The following is a 16,734-nucleotide window of genomic DNA, read 5'->3' on the forward strand; positions in this document are numbered from 1 at the left end:
CGATGGACCCGAACTACACGTGGCCGCCGCTCGGCCAGGCGTGGACCGACCTGCCCGAGTCCACCCGTACCGCGATGGTGACGACCGGCGGCGAAGCGTGGGAGAAGATCTTCCACGGCCGGGCCACGTACAACAAGCAGTGGCGGCTGGCCCGCCCGCCGGTGTTCACCGCCGACGCGTTCCGCGAGCTGAACGAGGTCTGCGACCGCATCGCCCAGCTCATCCTGGAGGCGTGCCGGCGTCGCGCCCGCACCGCGGGTGAGCTGCGCCTGCTGCTCGACGTGCCGGACGGGGAGACCCGGCTGCTCGACCCGGACGAGGAACTGCACGAGGGGTTGCTCGCCGCGTACCGGCCGGACGTGCTGTTCTCCGGTGGCGTGCCGTGCATCGTGGAGTACAACATCGACAGCAGCCTCGGCGGCGGTTTCGACGCCGACACCGTGATCCAGCGGTACGCCGAGCTGTACCGCGCGCACGGCCTGCTCGACGGGTCGCGGCCCGCGCCCTCACTGCTGGACCAGCGGTTCGTGGCCATCCGGGACACGCTCGGCCTGCCCGACGGCGCGCGGGTGGCGCTGCTGATGGACTTCGACGCCGACTACCCGGGACTGGACGACCCGGAGACGTTCATCCGGATCCTGTCCCCGCTGATCGACCAGGCCCGCCCGTTCGGCATCGACCTGGTCATCGCCCCGGTCGCCACCGCCACCCTGGACGCGCAGAACCGGCTGGTCGTCGGCGGCGCCCCGGTGGACGCCCTGTTCCGGCTGTTCGTACCCAACCGGGTCACCCCCAGCCCCGGGCTGGACGCGGTCGCCGGCGCGCTCGCCGCCGGCACGCTGCCGATGTTCGTCAGCAGCGCCGCCTGGCTGCTCAGCAACAAGCTGAACTACGCCTGGCTCTGGGACGACCTGGACCTGCTGCCGGCGGCCGACCGGACGCTGATCCGGCGGTACGTGCCGCACACCGTCGCGCTCACCGCCGACCAGCTCGACCGGGCGCTCGCCGAACAGGCCGACCTGGTCGCCAAGCCGGCCGGCGGCTCGGCCGGGCACGGCGTGCTCATCGGCCGGGAGATGACAGCGGTGGCGTGGGCGGACGGGGTACGCGCGGCGATCGCCGAGGGCGGCAACATCCTGCAGCGCTACCACGAGGCGGACCGGGTGGCGATGGACTTCGTGCAGATCGAGACCGGCGAGACGGTCACCGCCGACGTCCCGTACAGCCTCGCCCCGTACCTGTTCGCCCGTACGGGCTCCGGCGCGCTCGCCCGGGTCGGGTACCCGGGTTGCGACGAGGTCCTCAACCTGGCCCGAGGCGTCCTCCTGACCGGCATCCTCCTGACCGACTGACCGCCGCCCCCTCCCTCTCGCTCCCTGCTCCGCCCGCCCCCAGCGCGTTGATCAAGGAGTTTGTGTCCTGACCAGGGCGCGTCGCCGACACAAACTCCTTGGTCAACGGAGCGAATCCGGGCCGCGGGTTGGTCCCCGGCCGGCTTGATCCTGTCGATCATGAAGTTGGCGGGGACAAAACGGACGCTCAGTGCCGTCAACTTCATGATCGTCGGGCAGGGCAGGGGAGGGCGGGTCAGGGGTGGGGGAGGTGGGTGGAGAGAACCCGGAGGGTTTCGGCGGTGGCCACGGCGTCGCTGCGGGCGCTGCCGTGCCGGCCGTCGCTGCTGTACAGCGACGGGTCGGCCACCAGCGGATGGTCGGTCAGGTGGACGTGCAGCGTGCCCAGCCGTTCGGCTACGGCCCGGGTGTGCCGGGACAGCCGGCGCATCCGCTCGCCCAGGCCCGCGCGCAGCGCGTCCGGCACCGCCGGGCTGTGCGACACGTCGAACATGCCCACCGTGATCACGTCCGCCCCCGCCTCCCGTAGCGCGGTGACCATGGCGGTCAGCTCGGCGTCGACCGCGTCCGGGTCGTAGGCGGACCGGAACGCGTCGTTGCCGCCGCACACCACCAGGGCCAGGTCCGGTTCGAAGGCCAGCGCGCCGGCGAGCTGGGTGGCCCGGACCTCGTGCGCGCGCAGCCCGCGCCGGCCCAGGTTCAGGTAGGCCAGCTCCGGCCGGATCGCGCGCAGCTCGGCCGCGATCCGATCGGCCCACTGGAGGTCGGGGTAGCCGTCGGCCGGCTCGCACAGCCCCTCCGCGACGCTGTCACCCAGCACCACGAACCGGCGCCACGGGTGCCCGCGCAGCAGCTCGGCGGCCTCGCCCGGCCGCAGGCACCACGGGTCGGTCGCCTCGGTCAACGTCGATGGCATGCCCGGCAGGCTAGCCGAGCGTCCCGCGCGGGGATAGAGGCTCAGGGCAGCAGGGCCAGCAGCTCCCCGGGCCGGGACAGGCTGAGGTCGGCCGGCTCGTCGGGGTCGTACTGGTGACCCCACGCCGCGGCCACCGCCACCGCGCCGCTGTGCCGGGCGGCGCGTACGTCCAGTGGCGAGTCACCCACGTACGCGGCGCGGCCGGGCGGCACGCCGAGCCGACGGCAGGCCGCCTCCACGCCGTCAGGCGCCGGTTTGGGGCGGTCGACCTGGTCGCCGCCGAGGACGACCTCGAAGTGACCGAGCAGGCCCGCCCGGTCGAGCAGGATCTCGGCGGCCCGGTGGCTCGCGCCGGTGAACACGCCCACCGGCACCCGGGCGGCGATCTCGGCGAGCGCGTCCGCGACGCCGGGGTAGACGCGTACCCGCCCGGCGAGCGCATCCAGCTCGGCGTGGTAGCGGTCCAGGTCGTCGCCGGAGGCGGGCCGCCGCAGCAGGTGCGTCAGCAGGTCCACCGGGGAGCCCATCGAGTAGCCGGCGATGACCTCGGCGTCGGTGTACGACGGCCCGCCTCCGGCGCGCACCGCCGCCCGGTACGCCGCGGGCACCACCGCGTGCGACTCGACGAGCGTGCCGTCCATGTCGAACACGATCGCGTCCACCGGGCCGGTCACGCGTTCTCCGCCCGGTGCGCCGTGGCGAGCCGCTTCGGGGCCCGCGCGTACCACGCCTCGGTGATCAGCTCGGTCAGCTCGTCCGCGGCGATCCGGTCGAGCCGCACCAGCACCGCCGGGTAGCCGTCGAAGTGCGGCGTGGTGAAGTAGACGGCCGGGTCGTCGGCGATCAGCGCCTCCTTGGCGCCCAGGTCGGGCACCCGCGCGCCGAGGATCGGGCCGTCCGGCGCGGCGTCGCCGAGCGCATCGAGGTCACCGCGGCGCAGCGGCCGTTCCCAGACGAACATCTTGTCGCGTACGCGCCAGGCGGGCAGGTCGTCGTGCGAGCCGCGCTCGGTGGTCTCGGGCAGGGCCAGCGCGATGCGCCGCACGTCGTCCCAGGTCGCCATGGCCCCGACCCTACCGCCGCCCCCCGACACGACGGCTCAGACCGGCGTGGGCGTGGCCGGTTCCGCGGCCGGGCGCCGGGACGCGCGGGCCAGCAGCAGCGGCCCGACGGTCAGCACCAGGCAGACCACCGACATCACCAGCAGCGCCGGGGTCAGGTCGAGCAGCGCCACCGACCAGCCGCCGAGCAGCGCGCCGACGGGCAGGCCGACGAACGCCACCGATCCGGAGATGCCCAGCACCCGGGTCTGCAACTCGCCCGGCACCCGCTGGTAGAGCGCCGCGCCGAGCAGCGGGTTCACCGCCGCGATGCCGATGCCGGACAGGAACGTCACCACGAGCACCACGACCAGGTCGTCGCTGAGCGCCAGCGCGAGCAGCCGGGGCGCGCCGCTGAGCGTCAGCCCCAGCGCGAACGTCGTCCCGGCCGGCAGCCGCGTGCCGACCACAGTGAACAGCAGGTTGCCCAGCAGCGCGCCGGCCGAGAAGACACCCAGCAGCAGACCGAACCCGGCCGGGTCGCCGAGCACCTCGTTGACCCACAGCGGGATCCAGACCGCGACGCTGGCGTTGGCGAACATGTTGGACACCGAGACCACGATCAGCATGGTCATCAACGTCCGGTCGGTGCGCAGGTACGCGAAGCCGCCGCGCAGCGCCCGCAGGTACGACTCCCGGGGCGCCGGTTGCGCCGGCGCGGGCGGCCGGACCAGCACGCCGATCAGCAGCGCGCAGACCGCGAACGTGGCCGCGTCGATCCAGATGGCCCGGGTCAGCCCGACCCAGTCGATGAGCAGCCCGCCGAGCACCGCGCCGAACAGCGTCATGCCGCGGGCCAGGCCGTCGTAGGCGCTGGTGAGCCGGATCAGCGGCACCCCGGCCCGCTCGGCCGCCGGTTTGAACAGCACGTGCTTGACCCGGTCGCCGATGCCGCGCAGCCCGCCGGCGATCGCCACCAGCACCAGCAGCGTGCCGAACCCGAGCCAGGGCGCCAGCGCCACCACGGCCATCGCGACGGCGCTCGCCGCGTCCACGAACACCGAGGTACGGCGTACCCCGAACCGGTCCGCCCACGGGGTCGCCAGCGCGCTGGAGAGCATGTACGGAAGCGTCTCCGCCGCCGCGACGAGCCCCATCTTGGTGGGGCTGCCGGTGGTCTCCAGCACGAGCCAGGGGATGGCGACCACCGAGATCCGGGTGCCGAGGTTGGACAGCAGGTCGGCGCCGACCAGGGTGTACAACTCCCGGCGCGGGTTCACGCCGGACTGCCGATCGGGTCGGCGCCGGCCGGGTGTCCGGCCGCGTACCGGGCCCGCAACGCGCGCTTGTCCACCTTTGCGGACCGGTTCAGCGGCAGCGCGTCGACGAACTCGACAGCGCCGGGCGCCCAGGTCTCGCTCAGTTCCCGGACCACGAGCGCGATCAGCTCCTCGCCGGTCACCGACGCGCCCGGCGCGGGCACCACGTACGCGTGCGGCAGTTCCCCGGCCACCGGGTCCGGTACGCCGATGACGGCGGCGGCGCGTACCTCGGGGTGGCCGGCGAGCACGTCCTCGATCGGGCGGGAGTAGATCGGCCAGCTGCGCTGCCGGGTGAGGATGCGGTCCTGCAACCGGTCGACCAGGTAGAGGAAGCCGTCGGCGTCGAGGTGCCCGATGTCGCGGGTGCGGACCCAGCCGTCGACCAGCGTCTCGGCGGTCAGCTCCGGCTCGCCGTGGTAGCCGGCGAAGCTCAGCTCGGTGCGTACCCACACCTCGCCGTCCTCGCCGGCCGGCAGCACCCGCCCGCCGGCGTCGCGGATCTCCACCGTCACGTCCCCGTACGGGCGGCCGCAGGACCGCAGCCGTTCCGGGTGCTCCGGATCCTCGGTGAGCCCGGGCAGCGCGCAGATGACCACCGCCTCGCTGAGCCCGTACACGATGCGCAGGCACGGGCCGAAGCGGGCGATGGCCTGGCGCAGCCGGGCCGGCGCGGCGGGCCCGGCGCCCACGTTGAACATGAACATCGCGGAGAAGTCGGCGCCCGGCAGGTCGGGGTGGTCGAGCACCTCGTAGAGCATCGGCGGGGTGACGAACGTGGAGGTCAGCCGCTCGGCGTCCACGGTGGCGATGAACGCGGCCGGATCCCACCGTTCGCGCAGGAACAGCACGCCGCCGGTGAACAGGTTGAACAGCGTGGTGATCTGGCCGCTGGCGAGCCACATCGGTGAGTGCGACAGGTGCCGCAGCAGCGGGAACCCGGCGCCCCGGAAGCCGGCGGCGAGCGCGAGCACCTGCCGGTAGAAGCTCTCCCGGTGGTGCACCAGCTTCGGCGTGCCGGTGGTGCCGCTGGTCTGCAGGAACGACTCCGGCGCGGGCACGTCGGCGGGCAGCTCCGCCGCCGGCCCGGCGGCCCCGGCGGTCAGGTCCGGTCCGGCGCCGCCGGGGCCGAGGCAGAGCACCGGTACGCCGGACAGGCCCGCCGCGACGTCGACCGCCTGCGCGTCGCGCGGGTCGTACACGAACGCCTCCGGCGCGGACAGCGCGACGAACTCGTCGACCTCCCGCCGCGAGGTCACCGGGGCGACCCACATGCTCCGGCAGCCCAGCAGATGCAGGGCCAGTTGCAGCAGCGGACCGTCGATCGTGTTGCCGAGCATCACCAGCACCGCCGCGCCGGGGCGTACCCCGTGGTGGTGCAACGCGGCGGCCAGGCCGCGTACCTGCGCGGCGACCCGGGGGTAGGTGAGGCGGCGTCCGCCGCCGACGAGCGCCTCCCGGTCGCCGAACCCGGCGAACAGCTCCAGCGCCTCGTGCACGTAGTTCGGCCGGTCGGTCATCGGGCAGCCCCCATCATGGTCCGCGAGCGGCGTCCGGCCAGGTCAGGGCCGGGACAAGACGGCAGGTGCCAGGGTCGGCGACCGCACCGCCGCCAGTCCCGAGCGTAGGCAGCCGCGGTCCACGGGGGACAGAGCCGATCGTCGCTGCGTCACGTCCCCCGGGCATTGGATCATGTCGATCAGGTTGATTGACGCTCGTCACGGCCGGAAGCTAGTTTCCGGTCCATCGCCTGGGCCGGTGCCGCCGACCGCGTCACGCCCGGGGCTGCCGACCATGGAGGATCGATGCCGACCCCGAAGAGATGGCACGTCATAGCTTCCGCCGTAACGCTGCTGATCGCCGCCACCCCGGCGGTCACCGCGAGCGCCGGCCCGACCGGGAACGACCGCGCCGGGCACGGGCGCGCCGAGTGGGCCGGAACCTGGGCCGCGGCGGTGACCCGCGGGAACACCGTGGGCCTGACCAACACCGGCCTGAACAACCAGAGCATCCGGATGACGGTGCAGACCTCGGTCGGCGGCCCGCGCCTGCGGGTGCGGCTGACCAACCTGTACGGCGAGCAGGCCGTCCAGGTCGGCCGCGCCACGATCGCCCGGCCGAACACCGCCACCCCCGACGACCTGTCCGACATCGTCCCGGCGAGCGTCCGCCAGCTGACGTTCTCCGGCGCCGGCTCGGCGACCATCAACAAGGGCGCCGAGCTGCTCAGCGACCCGGTGGCCTTCCCGGTGGCCGAGCAGGAGGACCTGGTGGTCACCCTGTACTTCCCGGTGCTCACCGGGCCGGTGACGTTCCACGGCCAGTCCCGGGTCACCAACTTCATCGGCGCCACCGACCTCACCTCGGCGGCCGACGGCACGGGCTTCACCATCCGGCCCAACTGCTGCTGGATGTTCCTGTCCGGCATCGACGTGGAACGTAAGGTCACGCCCGGTTCGGTGGTGGTGCTGGGCGACTCCATCGCCGACGGCAACGGCAGCACCGTCAACGCCGACCGCCGCTGGCCGGACCTGCTGGCCGAGCGGCTGATCGACGCCCGCCCGGAGCCGCGTACCCCGGGTGTGCTCAACCTCAGCCTGGCCGGCAACCGGCTCAACCACGAGGGCACCGAGCCCGGCGCGGGCGGGTTCCCCGGCTACTACGAGCTGGGCCCGAACGCGCTGGCCCGGCTCAACGAGGACGTGTTCCCGCAGACCGGGGTGCGTACGGTCGTCACCCACCTGGGCATCAACGACATCTGGATGAACGGCGACAGCCCGGAGGCGATCATCGCCACGCTGCGCCAGCTCAACCGGCAGGTCCAGGCGCGCGGCCTGACCAGCATCGCCGGCACGCTCATGCCGTACGAGGGCAACGGCGGGCCGGGCGTGTGGACCCCGGAGAAGGACGCCACGCGGCAGGCCGTCAACACCTGGCTGCGCGGGCCCGGCCGGGCCGAGTTCGACGGCGTCGTCGACTTCGACGCGGTGATGCGGGATCCGGCCCAGCCGAGCCGGCTGCTGCCGGCGTACGACTCGGGTGACCACATCCACCCGAACGACACGGGTGCTCAGGTCATGGCGAACGCCGTGCCACTGAAGCTGCTCGGACTGTGACACCGGGCGGGGGCGGCGGTCGACACGACGCCGCCCCCGCCGCCGTTTCCTGGGGAGGAAAGACAGTGGACGTCAGCGAGATCCTGACCGGGCTCTACAGCGAGCAGGGCCGGCAGAACCCCTATCCCTTCTACGCGGCCCTGCACGAGCACGGGCCGATCAACGCCGTACCGGCCCGGGCCGAGCACAGCACCGTCAGCGCGGTGGCCGGTGGGTACGACGTGGTGGACCAGATCCTGCGCGACCCCGGCTGGTACAAGGGCTTCCCGCCCGGCTGGGAGGAGCAGGAGATCCTGCGCACGTTCCTCACCTCGATGATGTTCGTCAACCCGCCGGACCACACCCGGATGCGCGCGGTGTTCGCCAAGACGTTCACCCCGCGCCGCCTCGGCGCGCTGGAGCCGGTGATCGAGCGGATCGTCGCCGAACGCCTGGACCACATGGCCGAGGCGGGCGCGGACGGCCACGAGGTGGACTTCGTCGCCGACTTCGCGTACCCGGTCCCGGCGCTGGTGATGGCCGAGTTCATCGGGCTGCCCGCGGCCGACCTGTCCTGGTACCGGCAGCGGGTCGACTGGATCGACGAGTACATGGACGTCTCCGGCAAGACGCCGGAGCGGCTGGCCCGGGCCAACCAGGCCGCCGAGGAACTGCGCGTCTACTACCGGGATCTGATCGCCCACCGTCGCCGTACGCCCGGCCACGACCTGATCAGCGGGCTCGTCGAGGTGCTCGACGCGGGCGGCGTCGACCTCACCGAGGACGAGTTGATCAGCAACCTGATCGTGCTGTTCAACGCCAGCTTCGTCACCACCGTCTACATGTTCAGCAACGGCCTGCCGCTGCTGCTGGACCACCCGGACGTGACCGCCGTGCTGCCGGGCGACGACGCGCTCGCCCGCGGCTGCGTCGAGGAGGTGCTGCGGATGGAGAGCCCGGTGCACTTCCTGGCCCGCTCCGCGCCGGCCGGCGTCGACCTCGGCGGCGTCCCGATCGACCGCGACGACAACGTGCTGCTGCTGATCGCCGCCGCCAACCGCGACCCGGCCCGGTTCCCCGAACCGGACCGCTTCGACCCGCGCCGCGCCGGGCCGCCGTCGCTCGCCTTCGGCGTCGGGCTGCACTTCTGCCTCGGCTCGGCGGTGTCCCGGCTGGAGGGCCGCCTGGCGCTGCCGCGCCTGTTCGCGCGCTTCCCCCGGCTCGCCGTCACCCAGCCCTACACGTACAGCGGGAGCCTGTTCCTGCGCGGCATCGACAAACTCTTCGTCACCACCGGGGAGGCCGGATGACACTCGATCCGCAGGTGGTCGCGTGGCGGGCCGCGCGGGCCGCCGCCGGCACCGTGCCGCTCTACACCCAGACCCTCGCCCAGGCCCGCGCCGCCGACCTCGCCGCGATCCGCGCCGGCTCCGGCGCGGTCGAGCCGGTCGCCGAGGTACGCGACACGACGGTGCCCGGCCCGGCCGGGCCGCTGCCGGTGCGGATCCACCGGCCGGACGGCGACGGACCGCTGCCCACGCTCGTCTACTTCTTCGGTGGCGGCTGGACGCTCGGCAGCGTCGACACGGCCGACGGGATCTGCCGCCGGCTGGTCAACCTCACCGGCGCCCAGACCGTGACGGTCGGCTACCGGCTCGCGCCGGAGCACCCGTTCCCGGCGGCGGTGGAGGACTGCCACGCCGCGCTGCGGCACCTCGCCGCGCACGCCGCCGAGTTCCGCGCCGACCCGGACCGGCTGGCGGTGGGCGGGGACAGCGCGGGCGGGAACCTGGCCGCCGCGGTCACGCTGCTGGCCCGCGCCGACGGCGGTCCCCGGCTCGCCGCCCAGCTGCTGGTCTACCCGAACACCGACCAGCGGCCCGGGCACCGGCCCGGCGACGACGAGGACCCGATGCTGTTCAACAGGCACTCGGTGGGGTGGTACCGCGGCCACTACCTGGCCGACCCCGGTGACGCGGCCCACCCGCTCGCGTCGCCGCTGCTCGCCGAGGATCTGAGCGGTCTCCCTCCGGCGCTCGTGGTCACCGCCGGACACGACCCGCTCTGCGCCGAGGGCGAGCGGTACGCGTCCCGGCTGCGTGAGGCGGGCGTGCCCACCGAGACGGCCCACTACCCGGGGATGGTGCACGGGTTCTTCGCCATGCCCGGCGTGTTCGACGCGGGCCGGGAGGCCCAGGAGCGGGCCGCCGCCTTCCTGCGCCGTCGGTTCGGTCTCGACCCGGCGCACGCCGAGGCGGCGACGGGTGCCGATCATGGGTGACGCCCCCGGCGGGTTCGTGCCGCCGGCGAGCCTGGCCGAGTTCGCCGCGCCGGCCCGGGCCGTGCTGCCCGCCGACGTGTGGGACTTCGTCGACGGCGGCAGCGGCACCGAGACCGCGCTGGCCGCGAACCGGGCCGCGCTGGACCGGGTGGCGGTGCTGCCCCGGATGCTCGCCGGGGTGGACGACCCGTCCACCGAGGCGACGCTGCCCGGTGGCCGGGCCGCGTTGCCGGTGGCGGTGGCGCCGATGGCGTACCAGCGGCTGCTGCACCCCGACGGCGAGCCGGCGCTCGCGGCGGCGGCCCGCGCGACGGGCGTGCCCTACGTCGCGAGCACGCTGTCCAGCACCCCGATCGAGGAGATCGCGGCGACCGGCGCGAGCGTGTGGTTTCAGCTCTACTGGCTGCGCGACCGGGCACTGGTGGCCGACCTGCTCGACCGGGCGGAGGCGGCCGGCTGCGCGGCGGTGATGGTGACTGTGGACGTGCCGGTGCTCGGGCGGCGCCTGCGCGACGCGCGCAACGGCTTCGCGCTGCCGCCGCACGTCACCGCCGCGAACCTGCCCGGCGGCCGGGACGACCTGGCGCACCAGGGCACCCCGGGCGTCTCGGCGGTGGCGGTGCACACCGGCGCGGTGTTCGCCCCGGCGCTGAGCTGGGCGGACCTGGACTGGCTGCGGGCGCGTACCCGGGTGCCGTTGCTGGTCAAGGGCATCCTGGACCCGCGCGACGCGGTCCGCGCCGCGGACGCCGGCGTCGACGCCGTGGTGGTCTCCAACCACGGCGGACGGCAGCTCGATGCGGCCCCGGCCAGCGCGACCATGCTGCCCGAGGTGGCCGGCGCGGTGGACGGGCGGTGCGCGGTGCTGCTGGACAGCGGCATCCGCAGCGGTGTCGACGTGCTGCGCGCGCTGGCGCTCGGCGCGGACGGCGTGCTGCTGGGCCGGCCGCTGCTCTGGGCGCTGGCGGCGGGCGGCCGGGCCGGCGCCGAGGCGGCGCTGGCGCTGCTCGCGGCGGAACTGCGCGACGCCCTCATCCTCAGCGGCTGCCCCGACCCGGCCTCGGCCCGGCGGCTGCGTACCCGGATCGGAGGCTGACGTGGAGCGCGTCGACCTGGCCGTCACGGCGCTGCACGGCAGCGTCGGCGACCCGGCGCTGAACTCGATGAACTTCCTCAACGAGGTGGCGCAGCACTACCCGGACGCGGTGTCGCTGGCGGCCGGGCGGCCGTACGAGGAGTTCTTCGACTCCGCGCTGCTGCACACGCACCTGGACCGCTTCCGCCGCTACCTCGCCGAGGACGTCGGGCTGGACCGGGCCGGTGTGGACCGGACGCTGTTGCAGTACGGCCGCACCAAGGGCGTCGTGCACCACCTGATCGCCCGTCACCTCGCCGTGGACGAGGGGCTCACCGTCGACCCGGAGTCGATAGTGGTGACAGTCGGCTGCCAGGAGGCGATGTTCCTGGTGCTGCGCGCGCTGCGGGCCGGCCCGGCCGACGTGCTGTTCGCGGTGGCGCCCACGTACGTCGGGCTCACCGGCGCGGCCCGCCTGGTCGACCTGCCGGTGCGCCCGGTGGCCGGCGGGCCGGACGGCGTCGACCTGGCCGACCTGCGCGCCGGGGTGCGCCGGGCCCGCGCGGACGGGCTGCGGCCCCGGGGCTGCTACGTGATGCCCGACTTCGCCAACCCGTCCGGGGTCAGCATGGACACCGCGCAGCGGCGGCGGCTGCTGGAGCTGGCCGCCGAGGAGGATCTGCTGCTGATCGAGGACAACCCGTACGGCCTGTTCCCGGCCGACGGCACCGCGCGGCGGCCCACGCTCAAGGCGCTGGACACCGCGCGCCGGGTGGTCTACCTCGGCTCGTTCGCCAAGACCGTGCTGCCGGGCGCCCGGGTCGGCTACGTGGTGGCCGACCAGCGGGTGGGGGAGGCGGACGGCGCCGTGGTCCCGCTCGCCGACCACCTCGCGAAGATCAAGAGCATGGTCACCGTGAACACGTCGCCGATCAGCCAGGCGGTGATCGGCGGCGCGCTGCTCGCGCACGACTGCTCGCTGGTGGCCGCGAACATCAGGGAGCGCGCCGCGTACGCCCGCAACCTGCGCCACCTGGCCGACGGCCTGGCCCGGCGCTTCCCGGCCGGCGGCCCGGTTTCCTGGACCGTGCCGGCGGGCGGGTTCTTCGTGGTGGTGAGCGTGCCGTTCGCCGTCGACGACGCGCTGCTGCACCGCTCGGCGCGCGAGTACGGCGTGCTCTGGACGCCGATGGCGCACTTCTACGACGCGGGCGCACCGGTGAGCGCGCTGCGGTTGTCGGTGAGCGCCGTCACACCGGAGTCCATCGACCTGGGGCTGGACCGGCTCGCCGCGCTGGTCACGGACACCATGGCGGGCGGTGTGACGCCGGAGTGTCAGCGTTCCGGCACCCTGCGTGTTTCCTGACGCCGTTCCTCTGTTGATAATGGACGAATGGTTGCCTGGGAGTACGCGTTGCTCGTTCGTCGGTATCAGGGACAGGGTCGCAATTTCCACGTCTCGTTCGTGTGGTACGGCCCGGACGGGTCACGCACCGACGTGACCGCGTACGGCGACACCGCCGTCGCGCACCTCAACCGGGTCGGCCGGGAGGGGTGGGAGCTGGTCTCCGCCGCCGAGGACGTGAACAACGTGCAGGGCAGCACCGAGGTCCACCGCTACCACCTGAAGCGCCCGTTGCGCTGACCCCGTTCGCAACGGCGCCCCGGGAGATCGTTCTCCCGGGGCGCCGCCGTCACGACTGTCAGCCCAGGTCCACGGCGGGGTAGAGCGGGAACGGCGTGAGCAGGTCGGCGGCCTGCTTGCCGACGGACTCCGCGACGGCCGGGTCCAGCACGTACTTCGCCTTCGACGGCGCGCCGTCCGGGCCGGTGCCCGGCGTGGTCTGGCTGAGCACGGTGTGGATCAGCTCGGCGGTGGCGTCCATCTCGGCGGCGCCGAGACCGCGGGTGGTCAGCGCCGGCGTGCCGATGCGGATGCCGGAGGTGTACCAGGCGCCGTTCGGGTCCTGCGGCACCGAGTTGCGGTTGGTGACGATGCCCGAGTCCAGCAGCGCCTGCTCGGCCTGCCGGCCGGTCAGGCCGTACCCGGACACGTCGATGAGCACCAGGTGGTTGTCGGTGCCGCCGGTGACCAGCGTCGCGCCCCGGCGCAGCAGCCCGTCGGCCAGCGCCTGCGCGTTGTCCACGATCCGCTGGGCGTAGCCGGCGAAGTCGGGGCGGCGCGCCTCGGCCAGCGCGACCGCCTTGGCGGCCATCACGTGCGGCAGCGGCCCGCCGAGCACCATCGGGCAGCCCCGGTCGACCTGGTCGGCCAGCTCCGGCCCGCAGAGCACCATGCCGCCGCGCGGGCCGCGCAGCGACTTGTGCGTGGTGGTGGTGACGATGTGCGCGTGCGGCACCGGGTCGAAGTCGCCGGTGAACACCTTGCCGGCGACCAGCCCGGCGAAGTGGGCCATGTCGACCATGAAGGTGGCGCCGACCGAGTCGGCGATCTCCCGCATGATCCGGAAGTTGACCTTCCGCGGGTACGCGGAGTAACCGGCGACCAGGATCAGCGGCTTGAACTCCCGGGCCGCCTCGGCCACCCGGTCGTAGTCGATCAGGCCGGTGGCCGGGTCGGTGCCGTAGCTGCGCTGGTCGAACATCTTGCCGGAGATGTTCGGCCGGAAGCCGTGGGTGAGGTGCCCGCCGGCGTCCAGCGACATGCCGAGCATCCGCTGGTTGCCCAGCTCGCGGCGCAGCGCGAACCAGTCGGCCTCGGTGAGGTCGTTGACCTGCCGCGCCTGCGCCTTGCGCAGCGCGGGGGACTCGACCCGGTCGGCCAGGATCGCCCAGAACGCGACCAGGTTGGCGTCGATGCCCGAGTGCGGCTGCACGTACGCGTGGGACGCGCCGAACAACTCGCGGGCGTGCTCGGCGGCGAGCGCCTCGACGGTGTCGACGTTCTGGCAGCCGGCGTAGAACCGGCGCCCGACGGTGCCCTCGGCGTACTTGTCGCTGAACCAGTTGCCCATGGCCAGCAGCGTCGCGGGGGAGGCGTAGTTCTCGCTGGCGATGAGCTTGAGCGACTCGCGCTGGTCGGCCAGTTCCGCGGCGATGGCGTCGGCCACGCGCGGCTCGACGCCGCGGACGACCTCCAACGCGCTGCGGAAGGCGGTGGACTCGGCGTTGCGCGACATGCGACCTCCAGGTGACGTGCGGAAGGCCCAGGCGCTCGGCATGCGTCCTCATGACGAGGCCGCTCCCCGATGGTGCTCCATCTCCACGCGCCAGTCACGGCCCGTGCCGATCCTACCGGCCCGGCCGGGACCTGCGGGGTTGGGCCGCCCGCCCGGGGCACATCGTGGGGGAGGGCCGGCCCCGACCCGGCCCGGGGAGAGGAGGCACGACCATGACCACACCGACGCGAGCGGGACCGCCCCGGAGAAGGGGCGGTCCCGCTCGCGTTCCGGGGCGGCCGGTGTCAGGCGACCACGGCGTCCAGGGACTTCTTCAGCGCCTTCGGGGCGGCCGGCGTCTTCGGCGCCTTCGGCCGCAGGTCGAGCATCCGCTGGCCGATCTCCTGGAGCTGGTTACGGCCGAGCGCCTCGCGCACCTTCGGGAACCACTCCTCCTCCTCCTCCTCGACGTGGTGCAACACGTTCTCGATCAGCACCGTCGTCTTGGCGTTGAAGCGCTCGTCGTCGGCGTCCATGGTGAACAGCTCGAAGCAGAGCACGTCCGCGACGTGGTGCTCCTCGTACGACTCCAGGACGTCGTCCTCGACGTCGGGCACCAGCTTGCGGACCTCCGGGTACATCACCTCGTTCTCCAGGTAGGTGTGCACCGTCAGGGCTTCGAGGATCTGCTCGACGATCTTCCCGCGCTTGCTCGCCGGCCCCTCCTCGGCCTCCTGGAAGGCCTTGAACAGGCGGCGGATCTCCTTGTGGTCCTCCTTGAGCAGGACGATCGCGTCGGTGGACACCGGTTACCTCCTAAGTCGGCTGACGGTGCCCCCCTACCCGGCACCCCACCAGGACAAACAGACCGGGCCCGCCGCGATCAGCGGCACCGGGATCGTCAGACGGTGGCGATCGTGTACGGGATCTCGTCCAGCAGCTCCCGGGCGAGGAAGCCGATCCGCCCGTACCGGGGGACCAGCCGCTGCCCGCTCACCGCGTGCGCGAACGCCGCCCAGCAGGCCGCCTGCGCCGGGTCGGCACCCCGGGAGAGCAGGCCCGCGAGCAGTCCGGCCCGCACGTCGCCGCTGCCCGAGGTACCCAGCCCGGCGTCCCCGCTCTCCTCCCGCCAGGCCCGGCCGTCCGGCGTCGCGATGTGCCCGTACAGCGACACGACCGCGTCGTACCGGCCGGCGAGTTCCACCGCCTCGGCGTCCAGGTCGTCGCCCGGATCGCGGCCCAGCAGATGGTGTGCCTCGGTCAGGTTGGGCGTGAGCACCACCTTGCGGCCGGACCCGACCAGCAGGTCCGGCGCGTGGCTGAGCGCGCCGAGCGCGTACGCGTCGAGCACCAGCGCGGTCTCGCGCCCGGCCGCGTCCAGGACCAGGCGCAGCAGCTCCCCGGTGGCGTCGATGTCCTTCAGGCCGGGGCCGACGGCCACCACGTCCGCCTCGGCGACCAACCCGCCGAGCAGGTCGCCCGGGTCGCCGCGTACCGCGCCGTCGTCGGTCTCCGGCAGGCCGATCACGAGCGCCTCGGGTACCTGGATGCTCAGCGACGCGGCCGTCGACTCGGCCGCGGCGAGCTGGAGCACGCCGGCCCCGGCACGCAGCGCGGCCACCCCGGCGAGCAGCACCGCGCCGGGGGTGAACCGGGAGCCGCCGACCACCAGCACGGTGCCGCGCGCCTCCTTGCCGCCGGTGGGCACCGGCAGCGCCCAGTCCCGCAGCAGCGCGGGGGTGATCACGTCAGACCGGCTCGGCATGGACCTCGTCCTCCCTGGTGGGTGTCGCCCCCTGCCGGCGCAGGTGGGCGACGTCGTTGAACACGTCCGGCACGAGCCGGCCGGAGTCGTCGGCGTGCCAGCCGGTGACCGAGCAGTTGGCGATCACGTGCTCGCGGGTCAGCGCCATCAGCTCCGCCTCGGTGAGCCCCTCCACCAGGTAGCGCAGCAGGAAGACCAGCGCGTCGTGGCCGAACAGCAGCACCCGGCCCCCGTCGTGGTCGCGGCGCAGGTCGCCCAGCAGCGCCCGCAGCCGCAGCGCCACGTCGGTCCAGGACTCGCCGCCGGGCGGCCGGTAGTAGAACTTGCCGAGCCGGGTACGCCGCTGCGCCTCCTCCGGGTGGCGCCGGCGTACGCCCTGGCCGGTGAGCCCGTCCAGGATGCCCAGCTCCCGGTCGCGCAGCCGCTCGTCGACGCTCGGGGGGATCCCGGTGCCGTCGAGCGCCAGCTCGGCGGTCCGGACCGCCCGCAGGTACGGCGACACCACCGCCACGTCCGGCCGTTGCGACTCCGGCAGCCCGGCCAGCCATCGCCCGGTCGCCCGCGCCTGATCCTCGCCGGTCGGCGACAGCGGCACGTCCGCGTCCCGGTGGGTGAGGTCGATCAGCTCGGCGCCGGACGTCTCGGCTGCCGTGGCCGCGACGTTCGCCGTGCTCTCGCCGTGCCGCACGATCCAGAGCGATGCCAACTCCGCCATGCGGCTCCCGGTACCCGGGCTCGACCGGGGATAACCGTGCCGGACCGGCGACACACC

16 protein-coding genes and 1 riboswitch are annotated in these 16,734 nt (G+C 73.9%); of the genes, 7 read left to right on the forward strand and 9 right to left on the reverse strand.

What is annotated here, in order from left to right; genetic code table 11:
• Nucleotides 1-2 precede the first annotated feature (2 nt).
• Nucleotides 3-1,352 (forward strand): hypothetical protein, encoded by a 1,350-nt coding sequence (locus tag ABIH81_RS22095; RefSeq protein ID WP_349876799.1) that lies wholly within the window; start codon nt 3-5, stop codon nt 1,350-1,352.
• Nucleotides 1,353-1,587: 235 nt separating this feature from the next.
• Here the strand turns inward: ABIH81_RS22095 and ABIH81_RS22100 are convergent, their stop codons facing one another.
• From ABIH81_RS22100 to ABIH81_RS22120, 5 genes are read right to left on the reverse strand one after another with little or no spacing between them, the layout of a single operon-like run.
• A complete protein-coding gene (locus ABIH81_RS22100) occupies nt 1,588-2,268 on the reverse strand; it encodes an SGNH/GDSL hydrolase family protein (protein WP_349876800.1) in 681 nt (226 codons plus the stop codon).
• Between the two features lie 41 nt (nt 2,269-2,309).
• Nucleotides 2,310-2,942, reverse strand: coding sequence for an HAD family hydrolase (locus tag ABIH81_RS22105; RefSeq protein WP_349876801.1), 633 nt, complete (start codon nt 2,940-2,942; stop codon nt 2,310-2,312).
• Nucleotides 2,939-3,331: an MmcQ/YjbR family DNA-binding protein gene (locus ABIH81_RS22110; protein ID WP_349876802.1), complete on the reverse strand. Its 393-nt coding sequence runs from the start codon at nt 3,329-3,331 to the stop codon at nt 2,939-2,941. Before ABIH81_RS22110 ends, ABIH81_RS22105 begins: the two co-directional genes overlap by 4 nt.
• Nucleotides 3,332-3,367: 36 nt before the next feature.
• Nucleotides 3,368-4,588, reverse strand: a complete 1,221-nt coding sequence (locus ABIH81_RS22115; protein WP_349876803.1) for an MFS transporter — start codon at nt 4,586-4,588, stop codon at nt 3,368-3,370.
• Nucleotides 4,585-6,147 carry an AMP-binding protein gene (locus tag ABIH81_RS22120; protein ID WP_349876804.1) on the reverse strand — a complete coding sequence of 521 codons (1,563 nt, stop codon included), beginning with the start codon at nt 6,145-6,147 and terminating at the stop codon, nt 4,585-4,587. The genes ABIH81_RS22115 and ABIH81_RS22120 overlap by 4 nt, the downstream gene beginning before the upstream one ends.
• A 312-nt stretch (nt 6,148-6,459) precedes the next feature.
• On the opposite strand from ABIH81_RS22120, the gene ABIH81_RS22125 reads away from it, so the two are divergent.
• The 6 genes from ABIH81_RS22125 to ABIH81_RS22150 all read left to right on the forward strand — a co-directional run bounded on the left by ABIH81_RS22125 (nt 6,460) and on the right by ABIH81_RS22150 (nt 12,723).
• Nucleotides 6,460-7,743, forward strand: coding sequence for an SGNH/GDSL hydrolase family protein (locus ABIH81_RS22125; protein ID WP_349881176.1), 1,284 nt, complete (start codon nt 6,460-6,462; stop codon nt 7,741-7,743).
• 65 nt (nt 7,744-7,808) lie between these two features.
• A complete protein-coding gene (locus ABIH81_RS22130; protein ID WP_349876805.1) occupies nt 7,809-9,032 on the forward strand; it encodes a cytochrome P450 in 1,224 nt (407 codons plus the stop codon).
• Complete coding sequence (locus tag ABIH81_RS22135) at nt 9,029-10,003, forward strand: alpha/beta hydrolase (RefSeq protein WP_349876806.1); 975 nt, start codon at nt 9,029-9,031, stop codon at nt 10,001-10,003. The genes ABIH81_RS22130 and ABIH81_RS22135 overlap by 4 nt, the downstream gene beginning before the upstream one ends.
• A complete protein-coding gene (locus ABIH81_RS22140; RefSeq protein ID WP_349876807.1) occupies nt 9,996-11,099 on the forward strand; it encodes an alpha-hydroxy acid oxidase in 1,104 nt (367 codons plus the stop codon). The genes ABIH81_RS22135 and ABIH81_RS22140 overlap by 8 nt, the downstream gene beginning before the upstream one ends.
• Nucleotide 11,100: 1 nt before the next feature.
• Nucleotides 11,101-12,444, forward strand: coding sequence for a PLP-dependent aminotransferase family protein (locus ABIH81_RS22145; protein ID WP_349876808.1), 1,344 nt, complete (start codon nt 11,101-11,103; stop codon nt 12,442-12,444).
• 27 nt (nt 12,445-12,471) lie between these two features.
• Entirely contained in the window at nt 12,472-12,723 is a 252-nt protein-coding gene (locus tag ABIH81_RS22150) for a hypothetical protein (RefSeq protein ID WP_091056082.1), read from the forward strand.
• Between the two features lie 58 nt (nt 12,724-12,781).
• On the opposite strand, the gene ABIH81_RS22155 is transcribed toward ABIH81_RS22150, so the two are convergent.
• The 4 genes from ABIH81_RS22155 to ABIH81_RS22170 all read right to left on the reverse strand — a co-directional run bounded on the left by ABIH81_RS22155 (nt 12,782) and on the right by ABIH81_RS22170 (nt 16,677).
• The gene (locus tag ABIH81_RS22155; protein ID WP_349876809.1) at nt 12,782-14,218 is read right to left on the reverse strand and encodes a glycine hydroxymethyltransferase; all 1,437 of its coding nucleotides are present in this window, start codon (nt 14,216-14,218) and stop codon (nt 12,782-12,784) included.
• 18 nt (nt 14,219-14,236) lie between these two features.
• A riboswitch (ZMP/ZTP riboswitch) is annotated at nt 14,237-14,326 on the reverse strand.
• Nucleotides 14,327-14,502: 176 nt separating this feature from the next.
• Nucleotides 14,503-15,003 carry a hemerythrin domain-containing protein gene (locus tag ABIH81_RS22160; RefSeq protein WP_349876810.1) on the reverse strand — a complete coding sequence of 167 codons (501 nt, stop codon included), beginning with the start codon at nt 15,001-15,003 and terminating at the stop codon, nt 14,503-14,505.
• A gap of 95 nt (nt 15,004-15,098) precedes the next feature.
• A complete protein-coding gene (locus tag ABIH81_RS22165; protein WP_349876811.1) occupies nt 15,099-15,962 on the reverse strand; it encodes an NAD(P)H-hydrate dehydratase in 864 nt (287 codons plus the stop codon).
• A complete protein-coding gene (locus ABIH81_RS22170; protein ID WP_349876812.1) occupies nt 15,946-16,677 on the reverse strand; it encodes a histidine phosphatase family protein in 732 nt (243 codons plus the stop codon). Before ABIH81_RS22170 ends, ABIH81_RS22165 begins: the two co-directional genes overlap by 17 nt.
• Nucleotides 16,678-16,734 lie beyond the last annotated feature (57 nt).

The organism is Micromonospora sp. HUAS YX12 (assembly GCF_040215685.1).
Lineage (GTDB): Bacteria > Actinomycetota > Actinomycetes > Mycobacteriales > Micromonosporaceae > Micromonospora > Micromonospora tulbaghiae.

Bases quoted from the DNA above. Each gene is read 5' to 3' on its own strand.
- ABIH81_RS22095 (WP_349876799.1), top strand. From the start codon at position 3: ATGGACCCGAACTACACGTGGCCGCCGCTCGGCCAGGCGTGGACCGAC.
- ABIH81_RS22100 (WP_349876800.1), bottom strand. From the start codon at position 2,268: ATGCCATCGACGTTGACCGAGGCGACCGACCCGTGGTGCCTGCGGCCG.
- ABIH81_RS22110 (WP_349876802.1), bottom strand. From the start codon at position 3,331: ATGGCGACCTGGGACGACGTGCGGCGCATCGCGCTGGCCCTGCCCGAG.
- ABIH81_RS22120 (WP_349876804.1), bottom strand. From the start codon at position 6,147: ATGACCGACCGGCCGAACTACGTGCACGAGGCGCTGGAGCTGTTCGCC.
- ABIH81_RS22135 (WP_349876806.1), top strand. From the start codon at position 9,029: ATGACACTCGATCCGCAGGTGGTCGCGTGGCGGGCCGCGCGGGCCGCC.
- ABIH81_RS22140 (WP_349876807.1), top strand. From the start codon at position 9,996: ATGGGTGACGCCCCCGGCGGGTTCGTGCCGCCGGCGAGCCTGGCCGAG.
- ABIH81_RS22150 (WP_091056082.1), top strand. From the start codon at position 12,472: ATGGTTGCCTGGGAGTACGCGTTGCTCGTTCGTCGGTATCAGGGACAG.
- ABIH81_RS22155 (WP_349876809.1), bottom strand. From the start codon at position 14,218: ATGTCGCGCAACGCCGAGTCCACCGCCTTCCGCAGCGCGTTGGAGGTC.
- ABIH81_RS22165 (WP_349876811.1), bottom strand. From the start codon at position 15,962: ATGCCGAGCCGGTCTGACGTGATCACCCCCGCGCTGCTGCGGGACTGG.
- ABIH81_RS22170 (WP_349876812.1), bottom strand. From the start codon at position 16,677: ATGGCGGAGTTGGCATCGCTCTGGATCGTGCGGCACGGCGAGAGCACG.